Genomic DNA, 23,869 nt, shown 5'->3' with positions numbered 1-23,869 from the left:
GACGGGCGCCACAGCGGGCCCGGGGTCCAGCGGGCGGTGCGACACCGACGGCCTGACTGGACCCGGACGCCGACAGGAGCAGGAGACCATGACCGAGACACCCGCAGCGGACCATCAGCACAGCCAGGCCCCGAGCCCGGTGGACTTCTCCGATCGACAGCACCGCCCCGGCAAGATCATCGCCCTGCACCTGAACTACCCCTCGCGGATCGCCCAGCGCGGCCGGTCCCCGAAGTTCCCGGGCTACTTCCTCAAGGCAGGCTCCTCCGTGGCCCGCAGCGGCGACGCCATCGAGCGCCCCGAGGGTACCGAGCTGCTGGCCTATGAGGGCGAGATCGCCCTGGTCCTCGGCGAGACCTGCCGCCGGGTGTCCCCCGAGGAGGGCTGGTCCAAGGTCTCCGGCATCACCGCGGCCAATGACTGGGGCCTGTACGACCTGCGCCATGCGGACAAGGGCTCGAATCTCAAGAACAAGTCCGGTGACGGCTACACCCCGCTCGGGCCGAACGTCATCCCGGCCGCCGGCCTGGATCCCCAGCAGCTGCGGGTGCGCACCTGGGTCAACGGCGAGCTGACGCAGGACGACACCACCGAGGGGCTCGTGTTCCCCTTCGGCCAGCTGATCGCCGACCTCTCCCAGCTGATGACCCTGGAGGCCGGGGATGTCATCCTGACGGGCACCCCGGCCGGCTCCTCCGTGGCCCAGCCGGGCGACGTCGTCGAGGTCGAGGTGGACGCCCCGCAGGCTCCCGGCGCCCCCAGCACCGGCCGCCTCGTCACCCCCGTGCGATCTTCCGGCCGCGCCCTGCCCGACTTCGGGGCCCAGCCGCAGGTGGACGACGCCCAGCGTGCGGAGGCCTGGGGCTCGCGCGAGGCCGCCGGACTGCCGGCCGAGGCGGAGGAGGCCGGCGTCTGGCCCTATCGCTACGTGCCGGACGCCCCCGCCGCGGACCGCACCCTGCTCACCGCCGAGCTGCGGGCCAGGATCGGGGAGACCGCGGTCGCCACCCTCACGGCCCAGCTGCGCAAGCGGGGCATCGACAATGCCACCATCGACGGCGTGCGGCCCACCCATCCGGGCCAGCGCATCCTCGGCTACGCCAAGACCCTGCGCTACGTGCCCAACCGCGAGGACCTGTTCAAGCGCTTCGGCGGCGGGTTCAACGCCCAGAAGCGCGCCATGGACACCGTCGAGCCGGACGACGTGGTGGTCATGGAGGCCCGCGGCGAGACGGGCACCGGCACCCTCGGGGACGTCCTGGCGCTGCGCGCCCAGGTCCGCGGCGCCACGGCGGTGGTGACCGACGGCGGCGTGCGGGATTCCGCGGCAGTCGCCGAGGTGGGCCTGCAGGTCTACTCCAACGGCGCGCACCCGGCCGTCCTCGGCCGGCGCCACATCCCGTGGGAGGTGGGTGGGACGATCGCCTGCGGTGGCACGACCGTCCAGCCCGGGGACATCATCATCGGTGACGACGACGGCGTCGTGGTGGTTCCCCCCGCCCTGCTGGCCGAGGTGGTCGACGCCGCGTGGGAGCAGGAGCAGCAGGATGCCTGGGTCTACGAGCAGGTCGAGGCGGGACACCCGGTGGACGGGCTGTTCCCGCCGAACGCCGAGTGGAAGTCGAGGTACGAGGAGTACCGCGCGTCCCGCCCGAACCGGGCCGAGCGATGACCGTGACCGCGGCCAACACCGCCGCCTCCTCCAAGGCGGATGTGGCCTACCAGCGGATCCTGTCCGGCATCAATGCCGGGCGCTATGCCCCCGGGGCCCGGCTGGTGCTCGCCCAGCTCGCCGCCGAACTCGAGATGTCCGTGGTCCCCGTGCGGGAGGCCATCCGGCGCCTGCAGTCGGAGTCGGTGGTGGCCTACACCCGCAATGTCGGGGCGACCGTGATCGGGATCGACCCGGAGATCTACCACGACACCATGGAGACGCTGGCGCTGGTGGAGGGATACTCCACGGCACTGTGCGCCCCCTTGGTCACCGCGGAGGAGATCGAGAGGGCGCGGGCCATCAACGAGCGGATGCGAGGACTCCTGACGGACTTCAACGCCCTGGAGTTCACGCGGCTCAACAAGGAATTCCACTCCGTGCTGTTCGAGCACCACCAGAACAGCCACATCCTGGACCTCGTCCACCGGGGCTGGGCCCGCCTGGCCGCGCTGCGCTCCTCGACCTTCGCCTACGTCCCCCACCGGGCCGACCGCTCGGTGGCCGAACACGATCAGCTGCTGGACCTGATCGCCGACGGCGCGGAGTTCGCCGCGGTGGAGCAGGCCGCCCGCCACCACCGACTCAACACCCTGAACGCCTACCTGGACCACGTCGCCGCGAGCAACGGCGACGCCGACTCATCTGTCTGACGACCGAGAGGACCCCTCCCATGGCTAACACGTCTGCCCAGAGCACTGACTTCGTTCCCGCGAACCTTCCGTCGAGGATCCAGCACTACATCGGCGGACAGCACGTCGACTCGATCGACGGGGACACCTTCGACGTGCTGAACCCGGTCACCAGCCAGCCCTACGTGCAGGCCGCCTCCGGCAAGGTCGCGGACATCGATGCCGCTGTGGCCGCCGCCAAGGAAGCCTTCGAGAACGGCCCGTGGCCGAGCATGCTCCCGCGCGATCGCTCCCGGGTGCTGCACAAGATCGCGGACATCGTGGAGACCCGCGGCCAGGAGCTGGCCGAGATGGAGTGCTACGACACCGGGCTGCCGATCTCCCAGGCCCTGGGTCAGGCCCGCCGCGCCGCCGAGAACTTCCGTTTCTTCGCGGACCTGATCGTGGCCCAGCACGATGACGCCTTCAAGGTCCCCGGCCGCCAGGCGAACTACGTCAACCGCAAGCCGATCGGGGTGGCCGGCCTCATCACCCCGTGGAACACCCCGTTCATGCTCGAGTCCTGGAAGCTCGGCCCGGCCATCGCCACGGGCAACACCGTGGTGCTCAAGCCGGCGGAGTTCACCCCGTTGTCCGCCTCCCTCTGGCCGGGCATCTTCGAGGAGGCCGGTCTGCCGGCCGGGGTGTTCAACATGGTCCACGGCTATGGCGAGGAGGGCTTCGCCGGAGACTCCCTGGTCAAGCACCCGGACGTGCCGCTGATCTCCTTCACCGGCGAGTCCCGCACCGGGCAGATCATCTTCGGCAATGCAGCGCCCTACCTGAAGGGCCTCTCCATGGAACTGGGCGGCAAGTCCCCGGCCGTGGTCTTCGAGGACGCCGATCTGGACGCCGCGATCGACGCCACCGTCTTCGGCGTCTTCTCCCTCAACGGCGAGCGCTGCACCGCCGGCTCCCGCATCCTGGTCCAGCGCGGCATCTACGACGAGTTCGTGGAGCGCTACTCGGCCCAGGCGAAGCGCGTGAAGGTCGGCCTGCCGCACGAGGAGTCCACCGAGGTCGGTGCCCTGGTCCACCCGGAGCACTTTGAGAAGGTCATGTCTTACGTGGAGATCGGCAAGTCCGAGGCGCGCCTGACGGCAGGGGGCGGCCGGCCCGAGGAGTTCCCGGAGGGGAACTTCATCCAGCCGACCGTCTTCGCCGACGTCGCCCCGGACGCCCGGATCTTCCAGGAGGAGATCTTCGGACCCGTCGTGGCCATCACCCCGTTCGACACGGACGAGGAGGCCCTCGAGCTGGCCAACAACACCAAGTACGGCCTGGCCGCGTACATCTGGACGAACGACCTGAAGCGGTCCCACAACTTCGCCCAGAACGTGGAGGCGGGCATGGTGTGGCTGAACTCCAACAACGTCCGCGACCTGCGCACCCCCTTCGGCGGCGTCAAGGCCTCCGGCCTGGGACACGAGGGCGGCTACCGCTCGATCGACTTCTACACCGACCAGCAGGCCGTGCACATCAACCTCGGCGAGGTCCACAACCCGGTCTTCGGCCGGCAGGAGGAAGCCGCCGAGGACCTCCAGGCGTGACCGGCCCCGGCCGCTCCGTACCCCGCCGGCTGTCCACGCAGCCTTCCCCGTCTTCCCCCACAGAGTAAGGACCATCATGACCCACCTCGATGACCGGACGATGACGTCCTCCGGCTTCTACGTCTCCCAGGAAGCCCCCATCGTCGCCGACAACCCCGTCCCGACCCCGCAGGCCCCGGCCCCGGACATCCTGCGCTGCGCCTACATGGAGCTCGTGGTCACGGACCTGCAGCGCTCCCGCGAGTTCTACGTGGAGGTGCTCGGCCTGACCGTGACCGAGGAGGACGAGGACACCATCTACCTGCGGTCGCTGGAGGAGTTCATCCACCACAACCTGGTCCTGCGCAAGGGTCCGGTGGCCGCCGTCGCCGTCTTCTCCTACCGCGTGCGCAGCCCGGAGGACCTGGACAAGGCCGTGGCCTTCTACGAGGAGCTCGGCTGCCGCGTGGAGCGCCGGAAGGAGGGCTTCACGAAGGGCATCGGCGACTCCGTGCGCGTGGAGGACCCGCTGGGCTTCCCCTACGAGTTCTTCCATGAGGCGGAGCACGTGGAGCGCCTGGCCTGGCGCTATGACCTGTACACCCCGGGGGCGCTGGTCCGCCTGGACCACTTCAACCAGGTCACCCCGGACGTGCCGCGGGCCACGAAGTTCATGCAGGACCTGGGCTTCCGTGTCACCGAGGACATCCAGGACGACGAGGGCACGGTGTACGCCGCGTGGATGCGGCGCAAGCCGACCGTGCACGACACGGCCATGACCGGTGGCGACGGCCCGCGCATGCACCACGTCGCCTTCGCCACCCACGAGAAGCACAACATCCTGGCCATCTGCGACAAGATGGGCGCCCTGCGCATCTCCGACCGGATCGAGCGCGGGCCCGGCCGGCACGGCGTGTCCAACGCGTTCTACCTGTACATCCTGGACCCGGACGGCCACCGGATCGAGATCTACACCCAGGACTACTACACCGGCGACCCGGACAACCCCGTGGTCACCTGGGACGTGCATGACAACCAGCGCCGCGACTTCTGGGGCAACCCCGTGGTCCCCTCCTGGTACACCGAGGCCTCGCTCGTGCTGGACCTGGACGGCACGCCGCAGGAGGTCACGGCCCGCGAGGAGAAGTCCGAGATGGACGTGACCATCGGCGCCGACGGCTTCTCCTACACCCGTGAAGGGGATGCGGACGGCACCTACCAGGGTGAGGCCGCCAAGGGCTTCAAACTCGGACACCAACTGTAGAGGCGGGGGAGGCACGGACATGCTTGACCACTCGACGCACGTCGCTATCGCCGACGAGCTGCACCGGGCCGGCGAGGACCGGACGCCGGTTCCGCTGCTCACGGCGCGGTACCCGGACATGGGGATCGAGGACTCCTATGCGGTCCAGGGGATCTGGGCCCAGCGGCAGATCGACGCCGGCCGGACGAAGGTCGGTCACAAGATCGGCCTGACCTCCAAGGCCATGCAGGACGCCACCGGGATCGATGAACCGGACTACGGGGTCATCTTCGACGACATGGTGATGGAGTCCCGCCACGTCTTCGAGTGGTCGCGCTACACGCATCCGCGGGTCGAGATGGAGCTGGCCTTCGTGCTGAAGGACACCCTCGCGGGCCCGGGGGTGACGCTGTTCGACGTCCTGCGGGCCACCGAGTACGTGGTGCCGGCGCTGGAGGTGCTGGACTCCCGGATCGAGATGGAGGGGCGCACGATCACCGACACCATCAGCGACAACGCCGCGATGGGCGCCATGGTGTTCGGCGGCCGCCCGGTGGCGCCCGACGCCGTGGACCTGCGCTGGGTCGCCGGGATGCTGTCCCGGAACCAGGAGATCATCGAGACGGGCGTGGCCGCCGGGGTGCTCAACCACCCGGCCAACGGGGTGCACTGGCTGGCGAACCGGATCGCCGGGCACGGGGACGTGCTGGAGGCCGGGGAGATCATCCTGGCCGGTTCCTTCACCCGGCCCATGTGGGTCTACGCGGGGGACACCGTCTACGCCGACTACGGGAACCTGGGGACCGTGACATGCCGATTCGCCTAGAGCCGCAGCCGAGCTTCAAGGACCTGTTCAGCGCGCAGGCGCGCGCCGGCCGGAACGGCCGGGCCCCGGCCGGGATGTTCATCAACTCGGCCGACCCCTCCGTCACCGAGATCTGCGCCTCCGCCGGCCTGGACTTCCTGCTGATCGACGGCGAGCACGCCCCGCTGGGCCTGGAGACCATCCAGTCCCAGCTGCGGGCCATGGCCGGATACCCGGTCATCCCCGTGGCCCGGGTGCCCGCCCTGGACCCCGTGCTGGTCAAGCAGTACCTGGACCTGGGGGCGCAGTCCCTCGTCATCCCGATGGTGGACAGTGCCGAAGACGCCGAGCGGGCCGTCCGCGCGATGCACTACCCGCCGCGCGGGATGCGCGGGGTCGGCTCGGCCCTGGCGCGCTCGGCGCGCTGGAACCGGGTCCCGGACTACCTGGCCCGGGCCGGGGACCTCGTGACCCTCGTGGTGCAGATCGAGTCCGCGGCCGCCGTCGCCGCCGCCGGACAGATCGCGGCCGTGGACGGCGTGGACGGGATCTTCATCGGCCCCTCCGACCTGGCCGCCTCCATGGGCCTGATCGGCCAGCAGAACCATCCGGACGTCGTCGCCGCGGTGAAGACCGTGATCGGGCAGGCCCGGCAGGCCGGGAGGTTCGTCGGAGTCAACGCCTTCGCCCCGGACCAGGCCCGGGACTACCTGGCCGCCGGCGCCGACTTCGTCAACGTCGGGGCCGACGTCGCCCTGTTGGCCCGTGCCACCGAGGCCCTCGCCGACGCCTGGTGTGCCACCGGCACCGCCGAATAGAACGCTAGAACACCTGTAGAGGAGACCACATGCTGTTTCACCACAACGGGTACGTGTCCGGGGACCCGCGGGTCCAGCCCGCCGCCGGAGTGGGCGTGGACCGTTCCCCCGAGCTGCCCGAGACCATGGACGTCCTGGTAGTCGGCGCAGGACCGGCCGGCATGACCGCCACCGCCCAGCTGGCCAGCTTCCCCGAGGTGATGACCTGCCTCGTCGACCGCCGCCCGCAGCGTCTGGAGATCGGCCAGGCCGACGGCATCCAGGCCCGGAGCGTCGAGACGTTCCAGGCCTTCGGGTTCGCCGAGGAGATCGTCGCGGAGGCGTACCACCTGACCGAGATGAACTTCTGGAAGCCGGATCCGCGCCAGAGCGGCCACATCATCCGGACCGCGCGGGCCGTGGACGACCCGGCCGGCGTCAGCGAGTTCCCGCACCTGATCGTCAACCAGGCCCGGGTGCTGGACTACTTCGCCCGCTTCGCCCGTCACGCGCCGTCCCGCACGGAGCCCTACTGGGGCTGGGAGTTCGTGTCCCTGGAGGTCGGCGAGGGCGAGTACCCCGTGACCGTCACGCTGAAGCGCACCGGCGAGACCGCGCAGTCCGGCGTGAACCCGGGCGAGACCCGCACCATCCGCACGAAGTACGTGGTCGGCGGCGATGGCGCGCACTCGAAGGTCCGCCGGGACATCGGCGCCCAGCACGTGGGTGCCGTGTCCTACCACGCCTGGGGCGTCATGGACGTCATCGCGGAGACCGACTTCCCGGACATCCGCACCAAGTGCGCCATCCAATCCGAGCACGGCTCCATCCTGCACATCCCGCGCGAGGGCGGCTTCCTGTTCCGGATGTACGTGGACCTCGGCGAGGTGGACCAGCATGACGCCGGTGCCGTCCGCAAGACCCCGATCGAGTCGATCATCGCCCAGGCCAACCAGATCGTCTCGCCCTACACGGTGGACGTGAAGGACGTGGCGTGGTGGAGCGTCTACGAGGTGGGCCACCGGGTGACCGACCGGTTCGACGACGTGTCGGCCGAGGATGTCGGCCGGCGGCATCCCCACGTGTTCATCGCCGGCGACGCCTGCCACACCCACTCGGCGAAGGCCGGGCAGGGCATGAACGTCTCCATCCAGGACGCGTTCAACCTGGGGTGGAAGCTGGGCCATGTGCTGACCGGGCTCAGCCCGGAATCGCTGCTGTCCACCTACTCGGCCGAGCGGCAGCCGGTGGCCCAGAAGCTCATCGACTTCGACCGTGAGTGGTCCTCGATGATGGCCGCCAAGCCGGAGGAGCTGGAGAGCTCCACCGCGCTGGAGGACTTCTACCAGAAGACCGCGGAGTTCCCGGCCGGCTTCATGACGGAGTACCCGGCCGGGATGCTCGTGTCCGAGGCCTCCCACCAGGCGCTGGCCAGCGGGTTCCCCCTCGGCAAGCGCTTCAAGGCGCACCCGGCCAAGCGCGTCGCCGACACCACTCCGCACCGCTTCGGGCATCAGCACGCGGCGGACGGGCGCTGGCGGATCTACGCCTTCGCCGACGCCGCCCTGTCCTCCGCCCAGGACTCGGCCCTGCGGACCTGGGCCGACTGGCTGGACTCCGAGGCCTCCCCGGTCCGGCGCTTCACCCCCGCAGGCCGGGATCTGGACGCGCTGTTCGACGTCCAGGTGGTCTACCAGCAGCCCCACGAGGAGGTGGAGCTGATGGAGACGCCCTCGATCTTCCGTCCGCAGGTCGGCCGGCTCCAGGTCTCCAACCTCAACAAGGTCTGGGGCGTGGACCCGGAGGACGACCTTTTCGAGGCGCGCGGCCTGCGCCGCGACGGCGTAATCGTGGTGGTCCGCCCGGACCAGTACGTCTCCGCGGTGCTCCCGCTGAGCGCCACGGACGAGTTGACCGACTTCTTCGAGCCGATCTTCACCCCGTGACCCCGGCCTACTCCTCTCCCCGTGCTCGCTCGGCCGATCAGCGGGCGAACCGCGTCAGCCGCAGCGAGTTGGCCACCACCAGCACCGAGCTCAGGGCCATGGCGGCGCCGGCGAGCATGGGGTTGAGCAGTCCGACGGCGGCCACCGGGATGCCGATGGTGTTGTAGGCGAAGGCCCAGAACAGGTTGGACTTGATGATGCCGAGGGTCTTGCGGCTGAGCTGCACCGACTGCACCACCTGGCCCAGCGAGGAGCCCATCACGGTGATGTCCGCGGCCTCCCGGGCCACGTCCGTACCGGAACCCATGGCGATCCCCAGGTCCGCCTGGGCCAGGGCCGGGGCGTCGTTCACGCCGTCCCCCACCATGGCCACCACTCGGCCGGCCCGCTGCAACTCGGTCACCCTGGCCACCTTGTCCTCGGGGCGAACCCCGGCGAACACATCCTCCGGCGAGATCCCGACGGCGGCCGCCACCTGGGCGGCGACGGCGGCGTTGTCCCCGGTCAACAGGATCGGGCGCAGGCCCAGGCGCTTGAACTCGGCGACGGCGGGCGCCGAGGACTCCTTGACCGTGTCCTGCAGTGAGATGATCCCGGCAACCCGACCGTCGACCGAGATCCACACGGCGGTGGCCCCGGCCTGCTCGGCCTCGGCGAGCCGCTGCTCCTGCTCGGCCGTCAGGGCCCCAGAGTTCAGCTGCGTGACGATGTAGCTGGACCGCCCCGCCGCCACCGTGTGCGGCAGCACCGTGCCGCGGACGCCTCCGCCGGCAGCCGACTCGAAGCCGTCCACGTCGGGGACCGTGCCGCCGTTCGCCTCGCGGGCGGCCGCCGTGATCGCGGTGGCGATGGGGTGCTCGGAATGTGCCTCGACCGCACCGGCCATCAGGAGGAGGTGGCCGGCGTCGTGCCCGTCCAGGGGCGTCACCGAGGTGACGGCGAGGTCACCGGCGGTGACGGTGCCGGTCTTGTCCAGCACGATGGTGTCCACCGTGCGGGTGTCCTCGAGGACCTCGGGGCCGCGGATGAGGATGCCCAGCTGAGAGGCGCGGCCGGTGCCGGCCAGCAGGCCCACGGGCGTGGCGAGGCCCAGCGCGCAGGGGCACGCGATGACGAGGACGGCGACGGCGGCGCGGAAGGCCGCATGCAGGTCACCGGAGAGGAGGAGCCAGAGGGCGAAGGTGATGACGGCGATCACCAGCACGATCGGCACGAAGACCGCGGAGATGCGGTCCGCCAGCCGGGCGATCGGGGCCTTGCCGGTCTGGGCATCCGAGACGAGCCGGCCCATCTGGGCGAGCGTGGTGTCCGAGCCGGTGCGCGTGGCGCGGACGAGCAGTCGGCCGGAGGTGTTGACGGTGGCGCCGGTGACGGTGTCCTCCGGACCGACCTCCTCGGGGACGGACTCGCCCGTGACGACGGAGGTATCCACCGCTGAGTGGCCGGCGACCACGTAGCCGTCCGTGGCGACCTTCTCCCCGGGGCGGACCACGAACTCATCGCCCGGGACAAGCTCGGCGGCGGGGACGGTGGTCTCCACCCCGTCCCGCAGCACGGTGGCGGTCTTGGCGCCCAGGTCCAGCAGGGACTTCAGGGCCGCCCCGGCCTGCTTCTTGGCGCGGGCCTCCAGCCAGCGGCCGAGCAGCAGGAAGGTGGTGACCACGCCGGCCGTCTCGAAGTACAGCTGATGATCGGCCATCGAGGCCATGCCGCCGCCGTGGGCTGCGCCGGCCATCGCCGTCATGCCGGGGTCCAGGAGCAGCTCGACCGTGGAGAACGACCATGCGGCCAGCACGCCGATGGAGACGAGCGTGTCCATGGTGGAGGAGCCATGCCGGGCGGCCTTGAACGCGGCGGTGTGGAACGGCCACGCGGACCAGAACGTCACCGGGGTGGCCAGGACGAGGGCGACCCAGCCCCAGTGCGGGAACTGCAGGGCCGGGACCATGGAGACCAGGAACAGCGGGATGGTCAGGATCGCGGCCCCGATGAGCCGCGGGCGGATCACGTCCCCGGACGGCCCATGGTTCAGGTGGTCGCTGTGGTCGCTGTGGTCGCTGTGCTCTCCGTGTGCGGCTTGGTCGGAGTGGTCATGTCCCTCCCCCTCCTCGGGCACAGAGTGACGGGCGGACGTCACCTGTGTGGGGGCGGGGTCACTTGGTGCGCGGCGGAGGGTGGCCGTGTAGCCGGCCCGGTCCACGGCCGCCACGAGCTCCTCGTCCGTGACGGAGGAGGGGGCCGTGACCGCGGCGGACTCCAGGGGGAGGTTGACCGAGGCGGTGACGCCCTCGAGCTTGCCGAGCTTGCGCTCCACCCGCCCCACGCAGGAGGCGCACGTCATGCCCGTGATGTCCAGGTCCACCCGCCGGGTGGTCGGTGTCTGCGTCATGGCGGCCTCAGGCGAGGTCCAGTCCGGGGGTGGCGATGGCGTAACCGGCCTCCTCGACGGCGGCCTTCAGGTCCTCGGGGGCGACCGCGCCTGGCGCGGTGGTCGTCACGGTGGCCGTGGAGGTGCCGCCGGCCACGAGGTTCACCTCCACCCCGGTGACGCCCGGCAGCTCCTGGAGCTCCTCGGTGACGCTCGCGACGCAGTGGTTGCAGGTCATGCCGTTGATCTTGAGGTCGGTGGTGCTCATGGTGATTCTCCTCCAGAGGGTGATGGTTACGGTGCTGGCGGGCCGGGGCGTCAGCGCATGAGCCGCGCGATGGCGGCGGTGGCCTCGGCGACCTTCGCCTGGACGGCCTCGTCGTTGCCCGTGTCCCGGGCCTCGCGGGCGGCATCGGCCACGCAGTGGCCCATGTGGTCTTCGAGCAGACCGAGGCTGACGGCGTGCAAGGCCTTCGTGGCGGCCGCGACCTGCGTCAGGATGTCGATGCAGTACTGGTCCTCGTCGACCATCCGGGAGATGCCCCGGACCTGTCCCTCGATGCGCCGCAGCCGCTTGAGGTAGGCGTCCTTGTCCGGACTGTAACCGTGGTGGGCGTGCCCGTCTGCGGGATCCGGCTGGGCCTCGATCGCTGTGCTCATGACGCCACCATATACCCCTTGGGGGTATAAACTCAAGTACCCCTAGGGGGTATGACTGCCCGGCGGCGGGCGCGGGAGTGTGGCGCTCAGGCCTCGGCGTCGGGTCCGATCTCTCGGATGAGTTCCTGGACGCGGGCCTCGAGCTCGTCGCGCACGCGGCGGACCTCCTCCAGGGGCTTTCCCTCCAGGCTGGGGATGTCCCAGTCGCGGTAGTCCTTGCCCTCCATCCGCTGGACCTGATCGGCGCAGGCCAGGGTGATGACGAACTGCGCCGCCTCGTGCACATCCGCGGAGAGGGGCTTGGGGTAGGCGTGCTCGAGGGAGACGCCGACCTCGTCCATGGCCTCCAGGGCAGTGTCATAGATCCGCCCGCCGGGCTCCACGCCGGCGGAGCGGGCCGTGACGAGGCCGGCGGAGTGCTTGAGGACGAGCGAGGCGGCCATCTGGGAGCGGCCGGCGTTGGCGTCGTCCACGAAGAGCACGCGGGGGGAGGTGGATTCGATGGCACCCCGGGCGATGGCGATCGAGCGCAGGCGGTGGTCTGCGAAGTTCCCGGCGGAGGCGGTGAGGTGGGTCTTGACGGCGGCGGTCCGGTCCAGCTCCTCGTAGGACTCCTGGACGATCCGGTCGACCGTCTCGCGGTCCACCACGTCCGCGTACCGCTCGTAGAGGTGGGCCGCGGTGCGGCCGAGGACGTTGCGGTCGAGGGCTCGGGTGGCGGCGGTGGCGTGCGGGGCAGTGTCCTGGTCCATCATCACTCCAGAGGTGTTGGTGGTGGGCTGTCCAGCACCATGCTGTCCGGGGTGGGCGGACCGGTCAAGGTCCTCAGGCGCTCATCGACAGGGGCGGATGCTCCCGTCGGCCGTCTGCGCGGCCGGCGGCCTGACCGTCACCGGATCCGGCGTCGGCGGGGACCCCGATCTCCCGCATCAGATCCAGGACCCGCCGCTCGAGGTCGTCCCGCATGGCGCGGATGTCCTCCAGGGACCGGCCCACGAAGTTCGGGATGTCCCAGTCGCGGTAGTGCTGGCCGGTCAGCTGCTCCACCTGCCCCGCGCAGCCGAGGGTCACCACGTGCTGCGCGGCCCGGTGCACGTCCACGGACAGGGGCTTGGGGTAGGCGTGGTCCAGGGGGACGCCGATCTCGGCCATGACGGCCACGGCGTCCTCGTAGAGGTGCCCGGCGGGCGCCAGCCCGGCGGAGCGGGCGGTGATCCGCCCCGCAGAGTGCTTGAGCAGCAGGGAGGCGGCCATCTGGGACCGTCCGGCATTGGCATCGTCGATGAACAGGACCCGCGGCAGGGGCGACTCGATGATCCCCTGGGCGATGCCGAGGGACCGCAGCTGGCTGTCCGCGAAGTGACCCGCCAGCAGGGGGAGGTAGGTCTTCACGGTGGCCCGCCGGTCCATCTCCCGGTAGGACTCCGCCAGGATGCGGTCCACGGTCGGCCGGTCGGCCACCCGGGCGAAGCGCTCGTGCAGGTGGGCGGCGGTCCGCTCCAGCACGTGGCGGTCCAGGGCGGGGATGACGGCGCCGGGGTCCGCGTTGTGATGCGGCGACGGCTCGTGGCTGGTGTGGTTCCCGTTCATGACAGCTCCTTCGGCAGGGAGTGCGGGGATCAGGCGGCGGCCGGAACCGCCTCGGTCAACCCCTCGCGGTGGGTCACGCCCTCGGCGACACCGGCGGCCAGTCCGCGCAGGGTGTTCTCGGCACGGTGGACGGCCAGGGTGGGCAGGTAGGTCTTCAGGCGCGCGGTCCGGTCCAGCTCGCGATAGGCGGCGCTGACCGCGGAGCGGACGACCTCCTGCTCCAGTGCGGCGTACTTGGTCTGCAGGCGCTGGGTGGCCCGGGCCAGCACGCGGGCATGCAGGATGTGGTTGGGCCCGGTCGGCAGCGAGCCGTCCAGGCCGTTCCCTGCGGGGGCGGGGGCGGCGTGGCGCCCGGCCGGACGGGCCTGGTCCGCGGTGGAACGCGAATACTCGGTCATGACGTGGGTGGTCATGGGCACCTCCTTCAGTGGTCCCGGCGACCTCTCGTCGGCGGGTCCGTTCCCCTCATCAGATGAACAAAAGGTAAACGGAACATGAATCAGCATAGTCTATTCGGCATCGCACCGGTAGTACCCGTGGGCGATTCCCTGCCCGGACACCCGGAGGAGCGCCCTGTCAGCACGCCGTTGAGGCCGTCCCGACCGCCCGAGTCGCCGCGCGTCCCCCCGATTAACCCGGACGTGCCAGAATCGGCGAGCGTGACGGACTTCAGTGCAACCCCGCAAACCGCCACCGGCCGTTGGCCCCTGACCCGCGCCCCGGAGGGCGGCTCCGGACCGCTCTCCCGGCTGCTGTCCATCCGCCGACTGACCAGCCCGGTGGCCCGCGAGTCCCTCGCCATCTGGGTGGCCATCGCCGCCGGTGTGGCGGGCGCCGCCGTCGGGATCCTGGTCTTCCTCGGGCGCCGGGCGCCACTGTCCGGCGACTTCTCGGTGGGCACCGCCGCCGCCATCCTCACCGCCGCGGCCGCGGGCCTGGCCTGCCTGGTGGGACTGGCCCGCTCCACCCGCACCACGCACCAGTGGATGATCCAGCGGCACTGGGCCTGGATGGTGGGGGACGCGGTGGGGCTCGTGGTGGTGCACGCCTCGATCGCCGTGATGGCCTGCCTGGCCCTGTTCCGGCTGTTCCAGGAGTCCTTCACCGGCCTGACTGTGGACGGGATCGCTTCCACCGTGATGCTCACGATCACCGGCTCCGTGGCCGGCTACCTCGGGTTCAACTCCTCCGCCCGGATCTCCACGCGCTCGCTGTCCACGCTGCTGGCACTGTTCATGGCGTCCGGGATGATCGTCTCGATGCTGCTGGCGGAGAACCCCTTCTGGTGGCACGCGTTCTTCTCCGAGCTCGGCACGGGCCAGGCGGGGATCCTGTCCTTCTGGACCTTCAACACCACCCTCACGGTGTCCGGACTGGTGCTGACCACCCTGTCCTCCTTCATCACCCAGGACCTGTTCTCCTGGGCCCGGGCCCAGGCCAGGATGGGGGTCCGCAAGGCCCGGATCGGGGTGCTGCGCTGGTCCCTGTTCATCATCGGGCTGTGCATGATGGGCGCCGGCGTGGTCCCCATCAACTTCTCCGACCCCGTCCACTCGACCTTCATCCGGGTCCTCGGCGTGGTGTTCATCGTCCTGCTGGCATCCATCCAGCTCTGGCTGCCCGGCTTCCCGGCCGCGGTCTACGTGGGCACCTACCTCATGCTGGCCCTGGGCATCATGGCCACCCTGCTGTGGTTCCCGCTGCGCTACTACAACCTCACCGGCTTCGAGCTGGCCATGGGCGGGGTCATCTACGCCTGGCTCGTGGTCTTCATCCGCAACCTCGATGCCGTGCTCACCGAGGCCGGCATGGGCGACCAGGCCCGCGAGGAGGCCGTCGAGGAGGCGGCTGGGGCCGTGGGATCCGGGACGGCGCCGCGCGCGGGGAGGACGCCGGCGCCCGGGCCCGGCACGGCAGCACGCACGACGCCGGCCCTGCAGCCGGACGGCCGGCCCGCCTTCCGCGGGTGGCAGGTGGGACCCCACGCGTCTGACGGAGACGGGCGGCGGCCGTGACCGGCGGATCCCGGCGTGGCCCGACCACCACGGTGGAGCTGGCCCGGGAGGCCGTGGTGCTGGCCGGTGCCGGGACGGCCATCCTGCTGCAGGTCGCCCACCGCCCCGTGGGGGCCGGGGTGGCACGCCACTCCGACTTCGCCGCCGACCCGCTGCGGCGGCTGCGCCACACCCTCCAGTTCGTGTACGCCGCCGTGCTGCCGGAGGCGGAGCCCGCGCGGGCGCGGATCGCCGCCCGGGTGGGCGCCGCGCACGCCCCGGTCCGTGGCACCGACGCCGCCGGCCGGGAGTACTCCGCCGCCGATCCGCAGGCGCAGCTGTGGGTCGCGGCCACCCTCTACCGGGCCGCCGAGCAGTCCCGCCGGCGGATCTGGGGCGAACTGGAGCCCGAGGACGCCGAGAGGATCTACCGCGACTACGCCGTCCTCGGGACCCTGCTGGGGATGCCCGCCGCCCTGTGGCCGAGCGACCGGGCGGCCTTCGAGCGGTACTGGGCGGCCGCCGTCGTGCGCCTGGAGGTGACCGAGGACGCGCGGGCCATCACACGGGACCTGTTCGTGGCCGAACACGCGCCGTGGTGGCTGCGGCGGCTGATGCCGACGGTGCGGTTCGTGACCGCGGGGATGCTGCCGGCAGGGATCCGGGCCGGGCTCGGACTGGACTGGGACGGGGCGGACTCGCGGCGCGAGGCACGTCTGTGGGCCGCGGTCCGGGCCGTGTACCCGCGGCTTCCGCCCGGCGTGCGGCAGCTGCCCTCGCGCCTGGTGGTGCGGACGTTGCGCGCTGGCACAATGCAGGGGTGACCATCTCGACCGCCTCCCGCCCCGCGGCCAGCTCCTGGGTCTATCTGGCGGCCTGCGTGGTCCTGGTCTCCCTCAACCTGCGCACCCTCTTCTCCAGCCTCTCGGCGATCCTGCCGGAGCTGACGGCGGTCACGGCGCTGCCCGCGTGGGGCGTCACGCTGCTGACCACCGTGCCGATCACGCTCCTGGGGGTCTTCGCCCCACTCGCCCCGGTGCTGGCGCACCGCTTCGGCACCTGGCAGGTCCTCGGCGGCTCCCTCGTGCTGCTGGCGCTCGGCCTGGTGCTGCGCGCGGTCCCCGTGCCCGACGGCGGTGCGATCATCCCGCTGCTGGCCGGCACCGTGCTCTCGGGCGCGGCGATCGCCCTGTGCAACGTGGTGCTGCCGAGCATCGTCAAGCAGGACTTCGCCGACCGCGTGGGGCTGATGAGCGGGCTGTACACCACCTCGGTCTGCGGCTCCGCGGCCTTCGGCGCCGGCCTGACCTATCCCCTGTACAGCGCGCTGGGCGGGTGGCACCTGGCGCTGGGCTTCTGGGCCGTGCCCGTGGTGCTGGCCGCCGTGCTGCTCGTGCCCGTGCTGCTGCGGCACCGCTCCACGGCCCGGGTGTCCACCTCGACCACCGGGCGCAGTCCGCTGACCTCGCCCGTGGCGTGGCAGATCACCGGCATGATGGTCTGCCAGGCCATGACGTCCTTCACGTGCTTCGCCTGGCTGGCCCCCATCCTGCGCGAACGGGGGATCGACGGCGGCACGGCCGGGGTGATCGTGGCCGTCTCGATCGTGGTGCAGATGGCCGGATCCCTGTTCGGCCCCGTGTGGGCGGCCCGGCTGCGCTCGCAGTCCTGGCTCAACGTGGCCGCCGCCGTGTTGACGGCCGGCGGGTTCATCCTGTCCCTCCATGGGCCCCTGGGCGGGATCTGGCTCTGGACGGGGGTGCTCGGCGTGGGCCAGGGGGCGCTGACGGCCCTGGCCCTGACCATGATCACCCTGCGCAGCAGCACGTCCCACGTGGCGATCCGTGTCTCGGGGATGATGCAGGGCCTGGGCTACGGGCTGGGTTCGGCCGGCACCTTCCTCACCGGCCAGATCTTCGCCTCCACCGGCTCCTTCGGGCCCGCCGCCTGGCTGTTCGCCGCCTCCGGTCTCGGGGCGGCCGCCTTCGGCTGGCTCGCCGGCCGGGACCGGAGCATCCGGGGGTAGCCGGCGGGCCGGCGTCGGGCCCTGCCGTGGACCCTGCAGCGGGTCCTGCGGTGAATCCTGCCGGGGGTCTTGTCGTTTTCCTTGGTGACGACCCGCCGGCGATCCCGCGCCGCGGGGGCCCGGGCAGGGCCGGCCTGCCGAGTTCCCGGACCCGTCCCACAGCGTGCGCCGGGTGAAAGGGAGGCCACACCACGTGACCGTTCTCCTGAGCATCGTCCCGCGCGGCACGGCCGACAAGGCTGGCCTCCAGGCCGTCTGCGCCGCCGCCGTCGAGTCCTACACGCCCTTCCTGGGGCCGCGCTACGGACAGGAGCCCGTGATCCACCGGGGCCTGTCCTTCCCCGGCGCGGTGCTGGTCGAATGGCCGGCCACGGCGGCGCGCCACACCCGCCGCAAGGCCACCCGGTGGGCCTCGGCGACGTTCCCGGGCATCGGGGACGAGCTGCTGCGTTCGTCCGGGCTGTTCGGCCATCCGATGGAGTTGCGCACCCCCGTGGGGGGCACCTACATGTCGATCGCCGGGAACCGGCAGCAGATCTACGCCTGGAACACGGTCCCGGCCCTGGAGGCCGTCCACTACGGCGAGGACGCCGACTACCTCTACGTCTCCAACCGGCCCCTGGCCATCGCCCTGGCCATGGCGCGGGGTGAGGTCGACGCGGTGAAGACCAGCGACGACTACCTGGCCGAGGCCCTCAACTTCGGCTTCTCGATGTCCGGCCAGACCCCCTTCGCCGGCGTCACGACCATCCCCACCCGCAGCGCGGTGAAGATCTCCGGGGGACGGCTGGAGGTGGTGGAGGGGCCCGCCCGGCCCCCCGCGGCCATCGCCCCGACGGAGGACCCCTTCCAGCCGGGGGTGGCCGAACTCGAGGCGGCCCTGAACCGCTCCACCGACCGGCTCCTGGCCGCCCTGCCCGAGAAGACCATCCAGCTGCGCCTGAGCGGCGGCAAGGACAGCCGCCTGCTGCTGGGGCTCCTGCGGAACCGCGGCGTGCAGGACCTCCATGCGGTGACCCAGGGCGACGAGGCCAGCGAGGAGGTGATGGTCGCGGCGCAGCTGGCCGAGATGACCGGCATCCGTCACTCCGTGGTCCGGCCGGCCCTGAGCGTTCCCGGCAGCGTCATCGACTCCTACACCCAGTCCCTCCGCGACGGCCAGGGGTACTTCCTGTCCGAGGCCATCGGCGGCCCCTACGCCTTCGCGGACCCCTTCGTGGTGGGGGAGGGCTACGCCTCCGGGCAGTGGCCCACGTTCAAGGGGCTCTACCAGCGCAAGAAGAGCATCGACCAGGCGGACCTGGACCACGAGTGGGCGGCGCACAACGCCCAGATCCTGACGCCCGAACTCAACGAGAGGACGGCGCAGGCCCTGCTGGACTGGGCGGAGTCCATGCCCGGCAGCACCCCGGCGGAGATCCTCTACGCCTACGGCCGGGACATCCGCGCCAGCCGGTACATGCAGGCCAGCACCGTGGTGGTGGACGCGTACTCCCAGGTGTTCTTCCCCTTCGCGGACTCCGAGGTCACCGCCGTCTCCGATGCCCTGACTCCCTACCTGCGCTTCTCCCACATCGCCATGTACCTGGTGATGCGCCGGGTGTGGAACGAGTCGCTGGCGGTCCCCTTCGCCCGCGGCGGCCGGTTCCGGTTCGAGCGGGACGGGCCCTCCGAGAAGCTCAGCGGCCCGGACTTCGCCCAGCGCACGGCCACCCCTGAACGTCGGCCGGTCACCGTCCTCGGGGCCGACCAGATGGCGGAGGTCCCGGACCGGGCGCTCATCGACGACCACCTGACGGCCAGTTCCCGCTACCTGCTGGAGTGCGCCTCCTGGCCGCGCCTGGAGACGCTCCTGAACCCCCGGTTCGTGGCCCTGATCCGCAGGCTCGCTGCCATGGACACGGAACACGAGGCCCTGATGACCCTGCGGACGGCGAAGGGCAGGGTCCATACCCGGGTCAACCTCTCGCGCGCGATCCTGGCGGACCGGTGGCTGTCCCGGGAGTGGCTGCGCCCCTAGGGGTTCCCCGGAGTCGCCCGCCCGCGGATTGGACACCCGTGGGAGAATGGCGGGGATGGCTGAGACTTCTCGTCCCCGTGGAGGGGACCACGGCGCGGACCCCGCGGATGCCCGGCTCGAGCACGCCCGGGACGGCAAGCTCAAGCTCAACCGCCCGAAGCGGGGGCTGATCGATGAGGCCGAGGCGCACCAGATCGCCGAGGACCGGGCCCGGCTGCAGCGCCAGGGCATCGGCGGGCCGCTGGACGGCCGCATGCTCTCCAACCCCGCCGCCGCGGACGAGGGCCGCCCGCAGGTCCGCCCGCAGACGGAGGGCTGGACGCAGCCGACCTCCGACGACGGCCGGCCGCTCCTGCAGTTCAAGCAGCCCCGCGTGGCCCAGCCGAAGACGCATCTGGCGGACCTGACGCTGTCCGAGCGCGCGGCGAAGGTCAAGGAGCTGGGCCTTCCGGGCTTCCGCGCCAAGCAGCTCTCCACCCACTACTTCACGCACTTCACCTCTGACCCGGAGAAGATGACCGACCTGCCCGCCGGGCAGCGGGAGCAGCTGGTCGCGGAGATGATGCCGCCGCTGCTGACCGAGGTCCGCCGGCTCACCACGGACAACGGGGACACCATCAAGTTCCTGTGGCGCCTCTTCGACGGGGCCCTCGTGGAGTCCGTGCTCATGCGCTACCCCGGGCGGGTGACCCTGTGCGTGTCCAGCCAGGCCGGCTGCGGCATGAACTGCCCCTTCTGCGCCACCGGCCAGAACGGCCTGACCCGCAACATGTCCACCGCGGAGATCGTGGAGCAGGTGGTCCGCGCCAACGAGGTCATCGCCTCCGGCGGCCTGGGCGGGCTGCGCCGGGACGGCGGCCACAACGCCGAGCGCGTCACCAACATCGTGTTCATGGGCATGGGGGAGCCGCTGGCCAACTACAAGCGCGTGATCGCCTCCGTCCGCCGCATGGTGGACCCCGCCCCGGAGGGCCTGGGCATGTCCGCCCGGCACATCACCGTCTCCACGGTGGGGCTCGTACCCGCCATCAACAGGCTCGCGGCGGAGGGCATCCCCGTGACCTTCGCGCTGTCCCTGCACGCCCCGGATGACGAGCTGCGGGACGAGCTGATCCCCGTGAACTCCCGGTGGAAGGCGGACGAGGCGATCGACGCCGCCTACAACTACTTCGTGCAGACCGGCCGGCGGGTGTCCATCGAGTACGCGCTGATCAAGGACATGAACGACCACGCCTGGCGGGCCGACCTGCTGGCGAAGAAGCTCAACGCCCGCGGCCGCGGCTGGGTGCACGTGAACCCCATCCCGCTGAACCCCACCCCGGGCTCCATCTGGACCTCGTCCGAGCCGGACGTGACCGATGAGTTCATCAACCGGCTGAACGACGCCGGCATCCCCACCACCCTGCGGGACACCCGGGGCAAGGAGATCGACGGCGCCTGTGGCCAGCTCGCCGCTGAGGGCGACGAGGACGAGGGCGCGGAGGGCACCGTCACCGCGGGTGGCCCGGGCCGGCGCCCCGGGGCCTCGGAGTCCATCGACCTCCGCGGCTGACCTCGCCCCGGCACGACGACGGCCGGCGCCTTCCGCTGGAAGAGGCCGGCCGTCGTCGGGCGCTGGTTCTCCGGTGCGCTAGCCCCGAACCAGCCGGGCCATGTGCTCCAGGGCCAGCCGGTAGCCGTGGACGCCCGCGCCGGCGATGACCGCCTCGGCCACCTTGGAGACGTAGGAGTGGTGGCGGAACTCCTCGCGGCGGTGGATGTTGGTGATGTGGACCTCGATCACCGGCCGGGCCGCGGCCAGCAGCGCGTCCATGATGGCGATCGACGTGGTGGTGTAGCCGGCCGGGTTCAGGATGATGCCGGAGCCGGAGTCCCGGGCCTCCTGGATCCAGTCGACCAGCACCCCCTCGTGGTTGGACTGGCGGAAGTCGACCGCGAGGCCCAGGCCTGCGGCCGTCTCCTCACAGAGGGTGCGCACGTCCGCCAGGGTGGCCGTGCCGTACTTCTCCGGCTCGCGCTGGCCGAGGAGGTTCAGGTTCGGGCCGTTGAGCACGAAGATGGGCTGCGTCATGGTCACGAGCCTAGTGCTTCGAGCCGTGGTGCAGTCCGGCCTCGATCTCCGCGTCCGAGACGGGATTGCCGAGCTCGGCCAGCGGGGTCTTGTAGGTCTCCCGCGTGGTCAGGGCCACGAGGGTCGCCAGGATGGTGGCGCCGGAGACCAGCCAGGCGGCCGGGCCCCAGTTCGCGTAGTTGTCCCCCACCAGGGCGGAGGCGATCATCGGCGTGAAGCCGGAGACCAGGATGCCGACCTGCAGGCCGACGGCCACGCCGGAGTAGCGCACCTTGACGTTGAACAGCTCGGAGAACCAGGCCGGGTAGACGGCGTTGGAGAGCGCGTAGGTCACGCCGAGGATGGTGGTGGAGGCCACGAACACCAGGACGATGTTGCCGGAGGCGATGGCGTTGAAGTACACCCAGATCATCACGGCGGTGGTGGCGGTGCCCGCGATGAAGGTCGGCTTGCGGCCGATCCGGTCCGAGAGGTAGGCCGCCGCCGGGGTGGTGACGATGGCCACGACGTTGCCGACGATGGTCACCCACAGCATGGTGGACGAGTCGATGCCCACCTGGGTGGCGTAGGACAGGCCGAACGCCTGCATCAGGGTGTTGGTCACGACCTGCAGGGAGAGGATGGAGATCTGGACGAACTGGACCGGGTGGGTGCGGAGCATGACCAGGAAGGGGGCCTTCTCCTGCTCGCCGGCGTCCTTGGTCTCCTGGAAGTCCTCGGGCTCCTGGAGGCTGCGGCGGACGAACCAGGCCACGGCGAGGACGAGGATCGAGGCGATGAACGGCAGGCGCCAGCCCCAGCTGAGCATGGCGTCCTCGTCCATGGCGGTGACCGGCAGGAAGGCCAGGGACGCCAGGACGATGCCGGCGGCGATGCCGGAGATCGAGAAGGACGGGAAGAACCCGCGCAGCCCCACGGGAGCCTCCTCCGTGCTCAGCGCGGAGGCGCCGGCGATCTCGGCGCCGGCGGACAGGCCCTGGGCCAGGCGGAGCACCACGAGCAGGATCGGGGCCCAGAGGCCGACCTGCTGGTAGGTGGGCAGCACGCCGATGAGGAAGGTCGCGACGCCCATCAGCAGCAGCGTGGCCAGCAGGATGGCCTTGCGGCCGATCCGGTCGCCGAGGTGTCCGAAGAAGATGGCGCCGAAGGGGCGGGCCACATAGGCCACGCCGAGGGTGCCGAAGGAGGCGACCAGGGTGAGGGCGTCGCTGCCGGTGTCCGGGAAGAAGATGCGGGGGAAGATCAGCGAGGCCGCGGTGGCGTAGACGAAGAAGTCGTAGTACTCGAGGGCTCCGCCGAGGAAGGCCGACCAGCCGGCCCGCTTGGCACGGGCCATGCGGTACCGCTGGTCCTCGGGTGACAGGGTGTCCAGCTGTCCGCTGGTGTCACGGTGTGCCGTGGGGGTGATGCTCATGGTTGCTCCCAGGTCGGGGACGGTTCTGCGGCCGTGCCGGGTGGGGTCCGCGCGCCCGTCCCGGGTGGGGGACGGGGGGTGCCGGTGTGCCCGGTGGCCTGCGAGACGCCTTGCTGTGAAGGGGGTCACGCCGCTGTCCCAGAAGACTGCCCTCCGAGCGATGAGGCGCCAAACGGGGGCCCATTGAATGGGTTGTGACAGTCTAGGCTGGGACTCATGGCGAACTCGACCTCCGGGGAATCGGTGATCACCAGGGTGGCCCGGATCCTGGGCAGCTTCGACGCCGACCACGCCGAGCTCTCGGCGGCCCAGCTCTCCGCGCGGACCGGGCTGTCCGCCTCCACCGCGCACCGCCTGGCCTCGGACATGGCCGGGGCGGGCCTGCTGTTCCGCACGGGCCGCGGGCGCTTCCGGATCGGCCTGGCCCTCTGGGAGGCGGGGCAGCGCGGCTCCCGGTTCCAGGCGCTGTCCCAGCTGGCGCTGCCCTTCATGGAGGCCATCCACGTCACCCTGAAGCAGAACGTCAGCCTGTCCATCCTGGACGAACCCGCGGGGGAGATCATCTACCTGGAGCGGCTCACCCACCGCGGGGCCCGGGAAGACCTCACCCAGGTGGCGCTGCGGCAGCCGGTCCTGGCGGCCTCGCCCGGGCAGGTGATGCTCGCGTTCTCGCCGTCGGACGTGCGCGAGCGCATCCTGGCCCTGCCCTGGGACGCCAGCACGCTGCAGTCGGGACTGACGGAGGGGCACCTGAGGCGGCGCCTGGCCCAGGCGCGGGCGGACGGCTATGTGCACCTGCCCGGTGTGCTGGTGGGCTCCCTGTCCGGCCTGGCCGCGCCGGTGCTGGACGCCCACGGTGCGGTGGTCGGTGCCCTGGCCATCGTCCAGACGCTGGCCGACGTCAACCTCAGGGTCCAGGTGCCGGTGCTGCTCTCCGCCGCCCGCGGCCTCTCCGGCATGGTCGGCAGCAGCCTGCCGAGGGCGTGAGCCGTCCGCGGCGTGTGACCCCCTTCACCGCATATTC

The 23,869-nt window shown here is 71.2% G+C and carries 21 protein-coding genes; 13 read left to right on the top strand and 8 right to left on the bottom strand.

Features of this window, described 5'->3' with window-relative positions; translation table 11 throughout:
• Positions 1–88: 88 nt before the first annotated feature.
• The 7 genes from RE421_RS01995 to RE421_RS01965 all read left to right on the top strand — a co-directional run bounded on the left by RE421_RS01995 (position 89) and on the right by RE421_RS01965 (position 8,702).
• Positions 89–1,672, top strand: a complete 1,584-nt coding sequence (locus tag RE421_RS01995) for a fumarylacetoacetate hydrolase family protein (RefSeq protein WP_309813430.1) — start codon at positions 89–91, stop codon at positions 1,670–1,672.
• Complete coding sequence (locus RE421_RS01990) at positions 1,669–2,364, top strand: GntR family transcriptional regulator (protein WP_309813425.1); 696 nt, start codon at positions 1,669–1,671, stop codon at positions 2,362–2,364. Before RE421_RS01995 ends, RE421_RS01990 begins: the two co-directional genes overlap by 4 nt.
• Before the next feature lie 20 nt (positions 2,365–2,384).
• Positions 2,385–3,932: a 5-carboxymethyl-2-hydroxymuconate semialdehyde dehydrogenase gene (hpaE, locus tag RE421_RS01985; RefSeq protein WP_309813421.1), complete on the top strand. Its 1,548-nt coding sequence runs from the start codon at positions 2,385–2,387 to the stop codon at positions 3,930–3,932.
• Between the two features lie 76 nt (positions 3,933–4,008).
• Positions 4,009–5,175 carry a 3,4-dihydroxyphenylacetate 2,3-dioxygenase gene (gene hpaD / locus RE421_RS01980; RefSeq protein WP_309813418.1) on the top strand — a complete coding sequence of 389 codons (1,167 nt, stop codon included), beginning with the start codon at positions 4,009–4,011 and terminating at the stop codon, positions 5,173–5,175.
• Between the two features lie 19 nt (positions 5,176–5,194).
• Positions 5,195–5,980, top strand: a complete 786-nt coding sequence (locus tag RE421_RS01975; protein ID WP_309813415.1) for a fumarylacetoacetate hydrolase family protein — start codon at positions 5,195–5,197, stop codon at positions 5,978–5,980.
• Positions 5,965–6,777: an HpcH/HpaI aldolase/citrate lyase family protein gene (locus RE421_RS01970; protein ID WP_309813410.1), complete on the top strand. Its 813-nt coding sequence runs from the start codon at positions 5,965–5,967 to the stop codon at positions 6,775–6,777. Before RE421_RS01975 ends, RE421_RS01970 begins: the two co-directional genes overlap by 16 nt.
• Positions 6,778–6,806: 29 nt before the next feature.
• Positions 6,807–8,702, top strand: a complete 1,896-nt coding sequence (locus tag RE421_RS01965) for an FAD-dependent monooxygenase (protein WP_309813407.1) — start codon at positions 6,807–6,809, stop codon at positions 8,700–8,702.
• A 37-nt stretch (positions 8,703–8,739) separates the two neighbouring features.
• Here RE421_RS01965 and RE421_RS01960 read toward each other — a convergent pair whose 3' ends face one another.
• From RE421_RS01960 to RE421_RS01935, 6 genes are all read right to left on the bottom strand, one after another.
• The gene (locus RE421_RS01960) at positions 8,740–11,091 is read right to left on the bottom strand and encodes a heavy metal translocating P-type ATPase (protein ID WP_309813404.1); all 2,352 of its coding nucleotides are present in this window, start codon (positions 11,089–11,091) and stop codon (positions 8,740–8,742) included.
• A gap of 7 nt (positions 11,092–11,098) precedes the next feature.
• Positions 11,099–11,338 carry a heavy-metal-associated domain-containing protein gene (locus RE421_RS01955; protein WP_309813401.1) on the bottom strand — a complete coding sequence of 80 codons (240 nt, stop codon included), beginning with the start codon at positions 11,336–11,338 and terminating at the stop codon, positions 11,099–11,101.
• Positions 11,339–11,388: 50 nt separating this feature from the next.
• On the bottom strand, positions 11,389–11,730 hold the full coding sequence (locus RE421_RS01950) for a metal-sensitive transcriptional regulator (protein ID WP_309813398.1): 342 nt from the start codon (positions 11,728–11,730) through the stop codon (positions 11,389–11,391).
• Positions 11,731–11,816: 86 nt separating this feature from the next.
• On the bottom strand, positions 11,817–12,482 hold the full coding sequence (locus RE421_RS01945; protein WP_309813395.1) for a three-helix bundle dimerization domain-containing protein: 666 nt from the start codon (positions 12,480–12,482) through the stop codon (positions 11,817–11,819).
• A 73-nt stretch (positions 12,483–12,555) separates the two neighbouring features.
• On the bottom strand, positions 12,556–13,320 hold the full coding sequence (locus tag RE421_RS01940; protein ID WP_309813393.1) for a three-helix bundle dimerization domain-containing protein: 765 nt from the start codon (positions 13,318–13,320) through the stop codon (positions 12,556–12,558).
• 29 nt (positions 13,321–13,349) lie between these two features.
• Positions 13,350–13,733 (bottom strand): three-helix bundle dimerization domain-containing protein, encoded by a 384-nt coding sequence (locus RE421_RS01935; protein WP_309813390.1) that lies wholly within the window; start codon positions 13,731–13,733, stop codon positions 13,350–13,352.
• A gap of 246 nt (positions 13,734–13,979) precedes the next feature.
• Between RE421_RS01935 and RE421_RS01930 the strand changes: the two genes are divergently transcribed.
• From RE421_RS01930 to rlmN, 5 genes are all read left to right on the top strand, one after another.
• Positions 13,980–15,335 (top strand): hypothetical protein, encoded by a 1,356-nt coding sequence (locus RE421_RS01930; protein WP_309813387.1) that lies wholly within the window; start codon positions 13,980–13,982, stop codon positions 15,333–15,335.
• Positions 15,332–16,138 carry an oxygenase MpaB family protein gene (locus RE421_RS01925; RefSeq protein ID WP_309813384.1) on the top strand — a complete coding sequence of 269 codons (807 nt, stop codon included), beginning with the start codon at positions 15,332–15,334 and terminating at the stop codon, positions 16,136–16,138. The genes RE421_RS01930 and RE421_RS01925 overlap by 4 nt, the downstream gene beginning before the upstream one ends.
• Positions 16,135–17,340, top strand: a complete 1,206-nt coding sequence (locus RE421_RS01920) for an MFS transporter (protein WP_309813382.1) — start codon at positions 16,135–16,137, stop codon at positions 17,338–17,340. The genes RE421_RS01925 and RE421_RS01920 overlap by 4 nt, the downstream gene beginning before the upstream one ends.
• A 193-nt stretch (positions 17,341–17,533) precedes the next feature.
• Positions 17,534–19,360 carry a hypothetical protein gene (locus RE421_RS01915; protein WP_309813379.1) on the top strand — a complete coding sequence of 609 codons (1,827 nt, stop codon included), beginning with the start codon at positions 17,534–17,536 and terminating at the stop codon, positions 19,358–19,360.
• A gap of 253 nt (positions 19,361–19,613) precedes the next feature.
• Positions 19,614–20,912 (top strand): 23S rRNA (adenine(2503)-C(2))-methyltransferase RlmN, encoded by a 1,299-nt coding sequence (rlmN, locus tag RE421_RS01910; protein WP_309817022.1) that lies wholly within the window; start codon positions 19,614–19,616, stop codon positions 20,910–20,912.
• 78 nt (positions 20,913–20,990) lie between these two features.
• On the opposite strand, the gene aroQ is transcribed toward rlmN, so the two are convergent.
• A complete protein-coding gene (gene aroQ / locus RE421_RS01905; RefSeq protein WP_309813375.1) occupies positions 20,991–21,431 on the bottom strand; it encodes a type II 3-dehydroquinate dehydratase in 441 nt (146 codons plus the stop codon).
• A 10-nt stretch (positions 21,432–21,441) separates the two neighbouring features.
• Positions 21,442–22,845, bottom strand: coding sequence for an MFS transporter (locus RE421_RS01900; RefSeq protein ID WP_309813371.1), 1,404 nt, complete (start codon positions 22,843–22,845; stop codon positions 21,442–21,444).
• Positions 22,846–23,061: 216 nt separating this feature from the next.
• On the opposite strand from RE421_RS01900, the gene RE421_RS01895 reads away from it, so the two are divergent.
• Positions 23,062–23,832: a helix-turn-helix domain-containing protein gene (locus RE421_RS01895; RefSeq protein ID WP_309813368.1), complete on the top strand. Its 771-nt coding sequence runs from the start codon at positions 23,062–23,064 to the stop codon at positions 23,830–23,832.
• The last annotated feature ends 37 nt before the right edge of the window (positions 23,833–23,869 follow it).

Source organism: Citricoccus sp. I39-566 (assembly GCF_031432995.1).
Lineage (GTDB): Bacteria > Actinomycetota > Actinomycetes > Actinomycetales > Micrococcaceae > Citricoccus > Citricoccus nitrophenolicus_A.
Note: the sequence above shows the minus strand (reverse complement) of the source record. Positions and strands in the feature narration are given on the sequence as shown.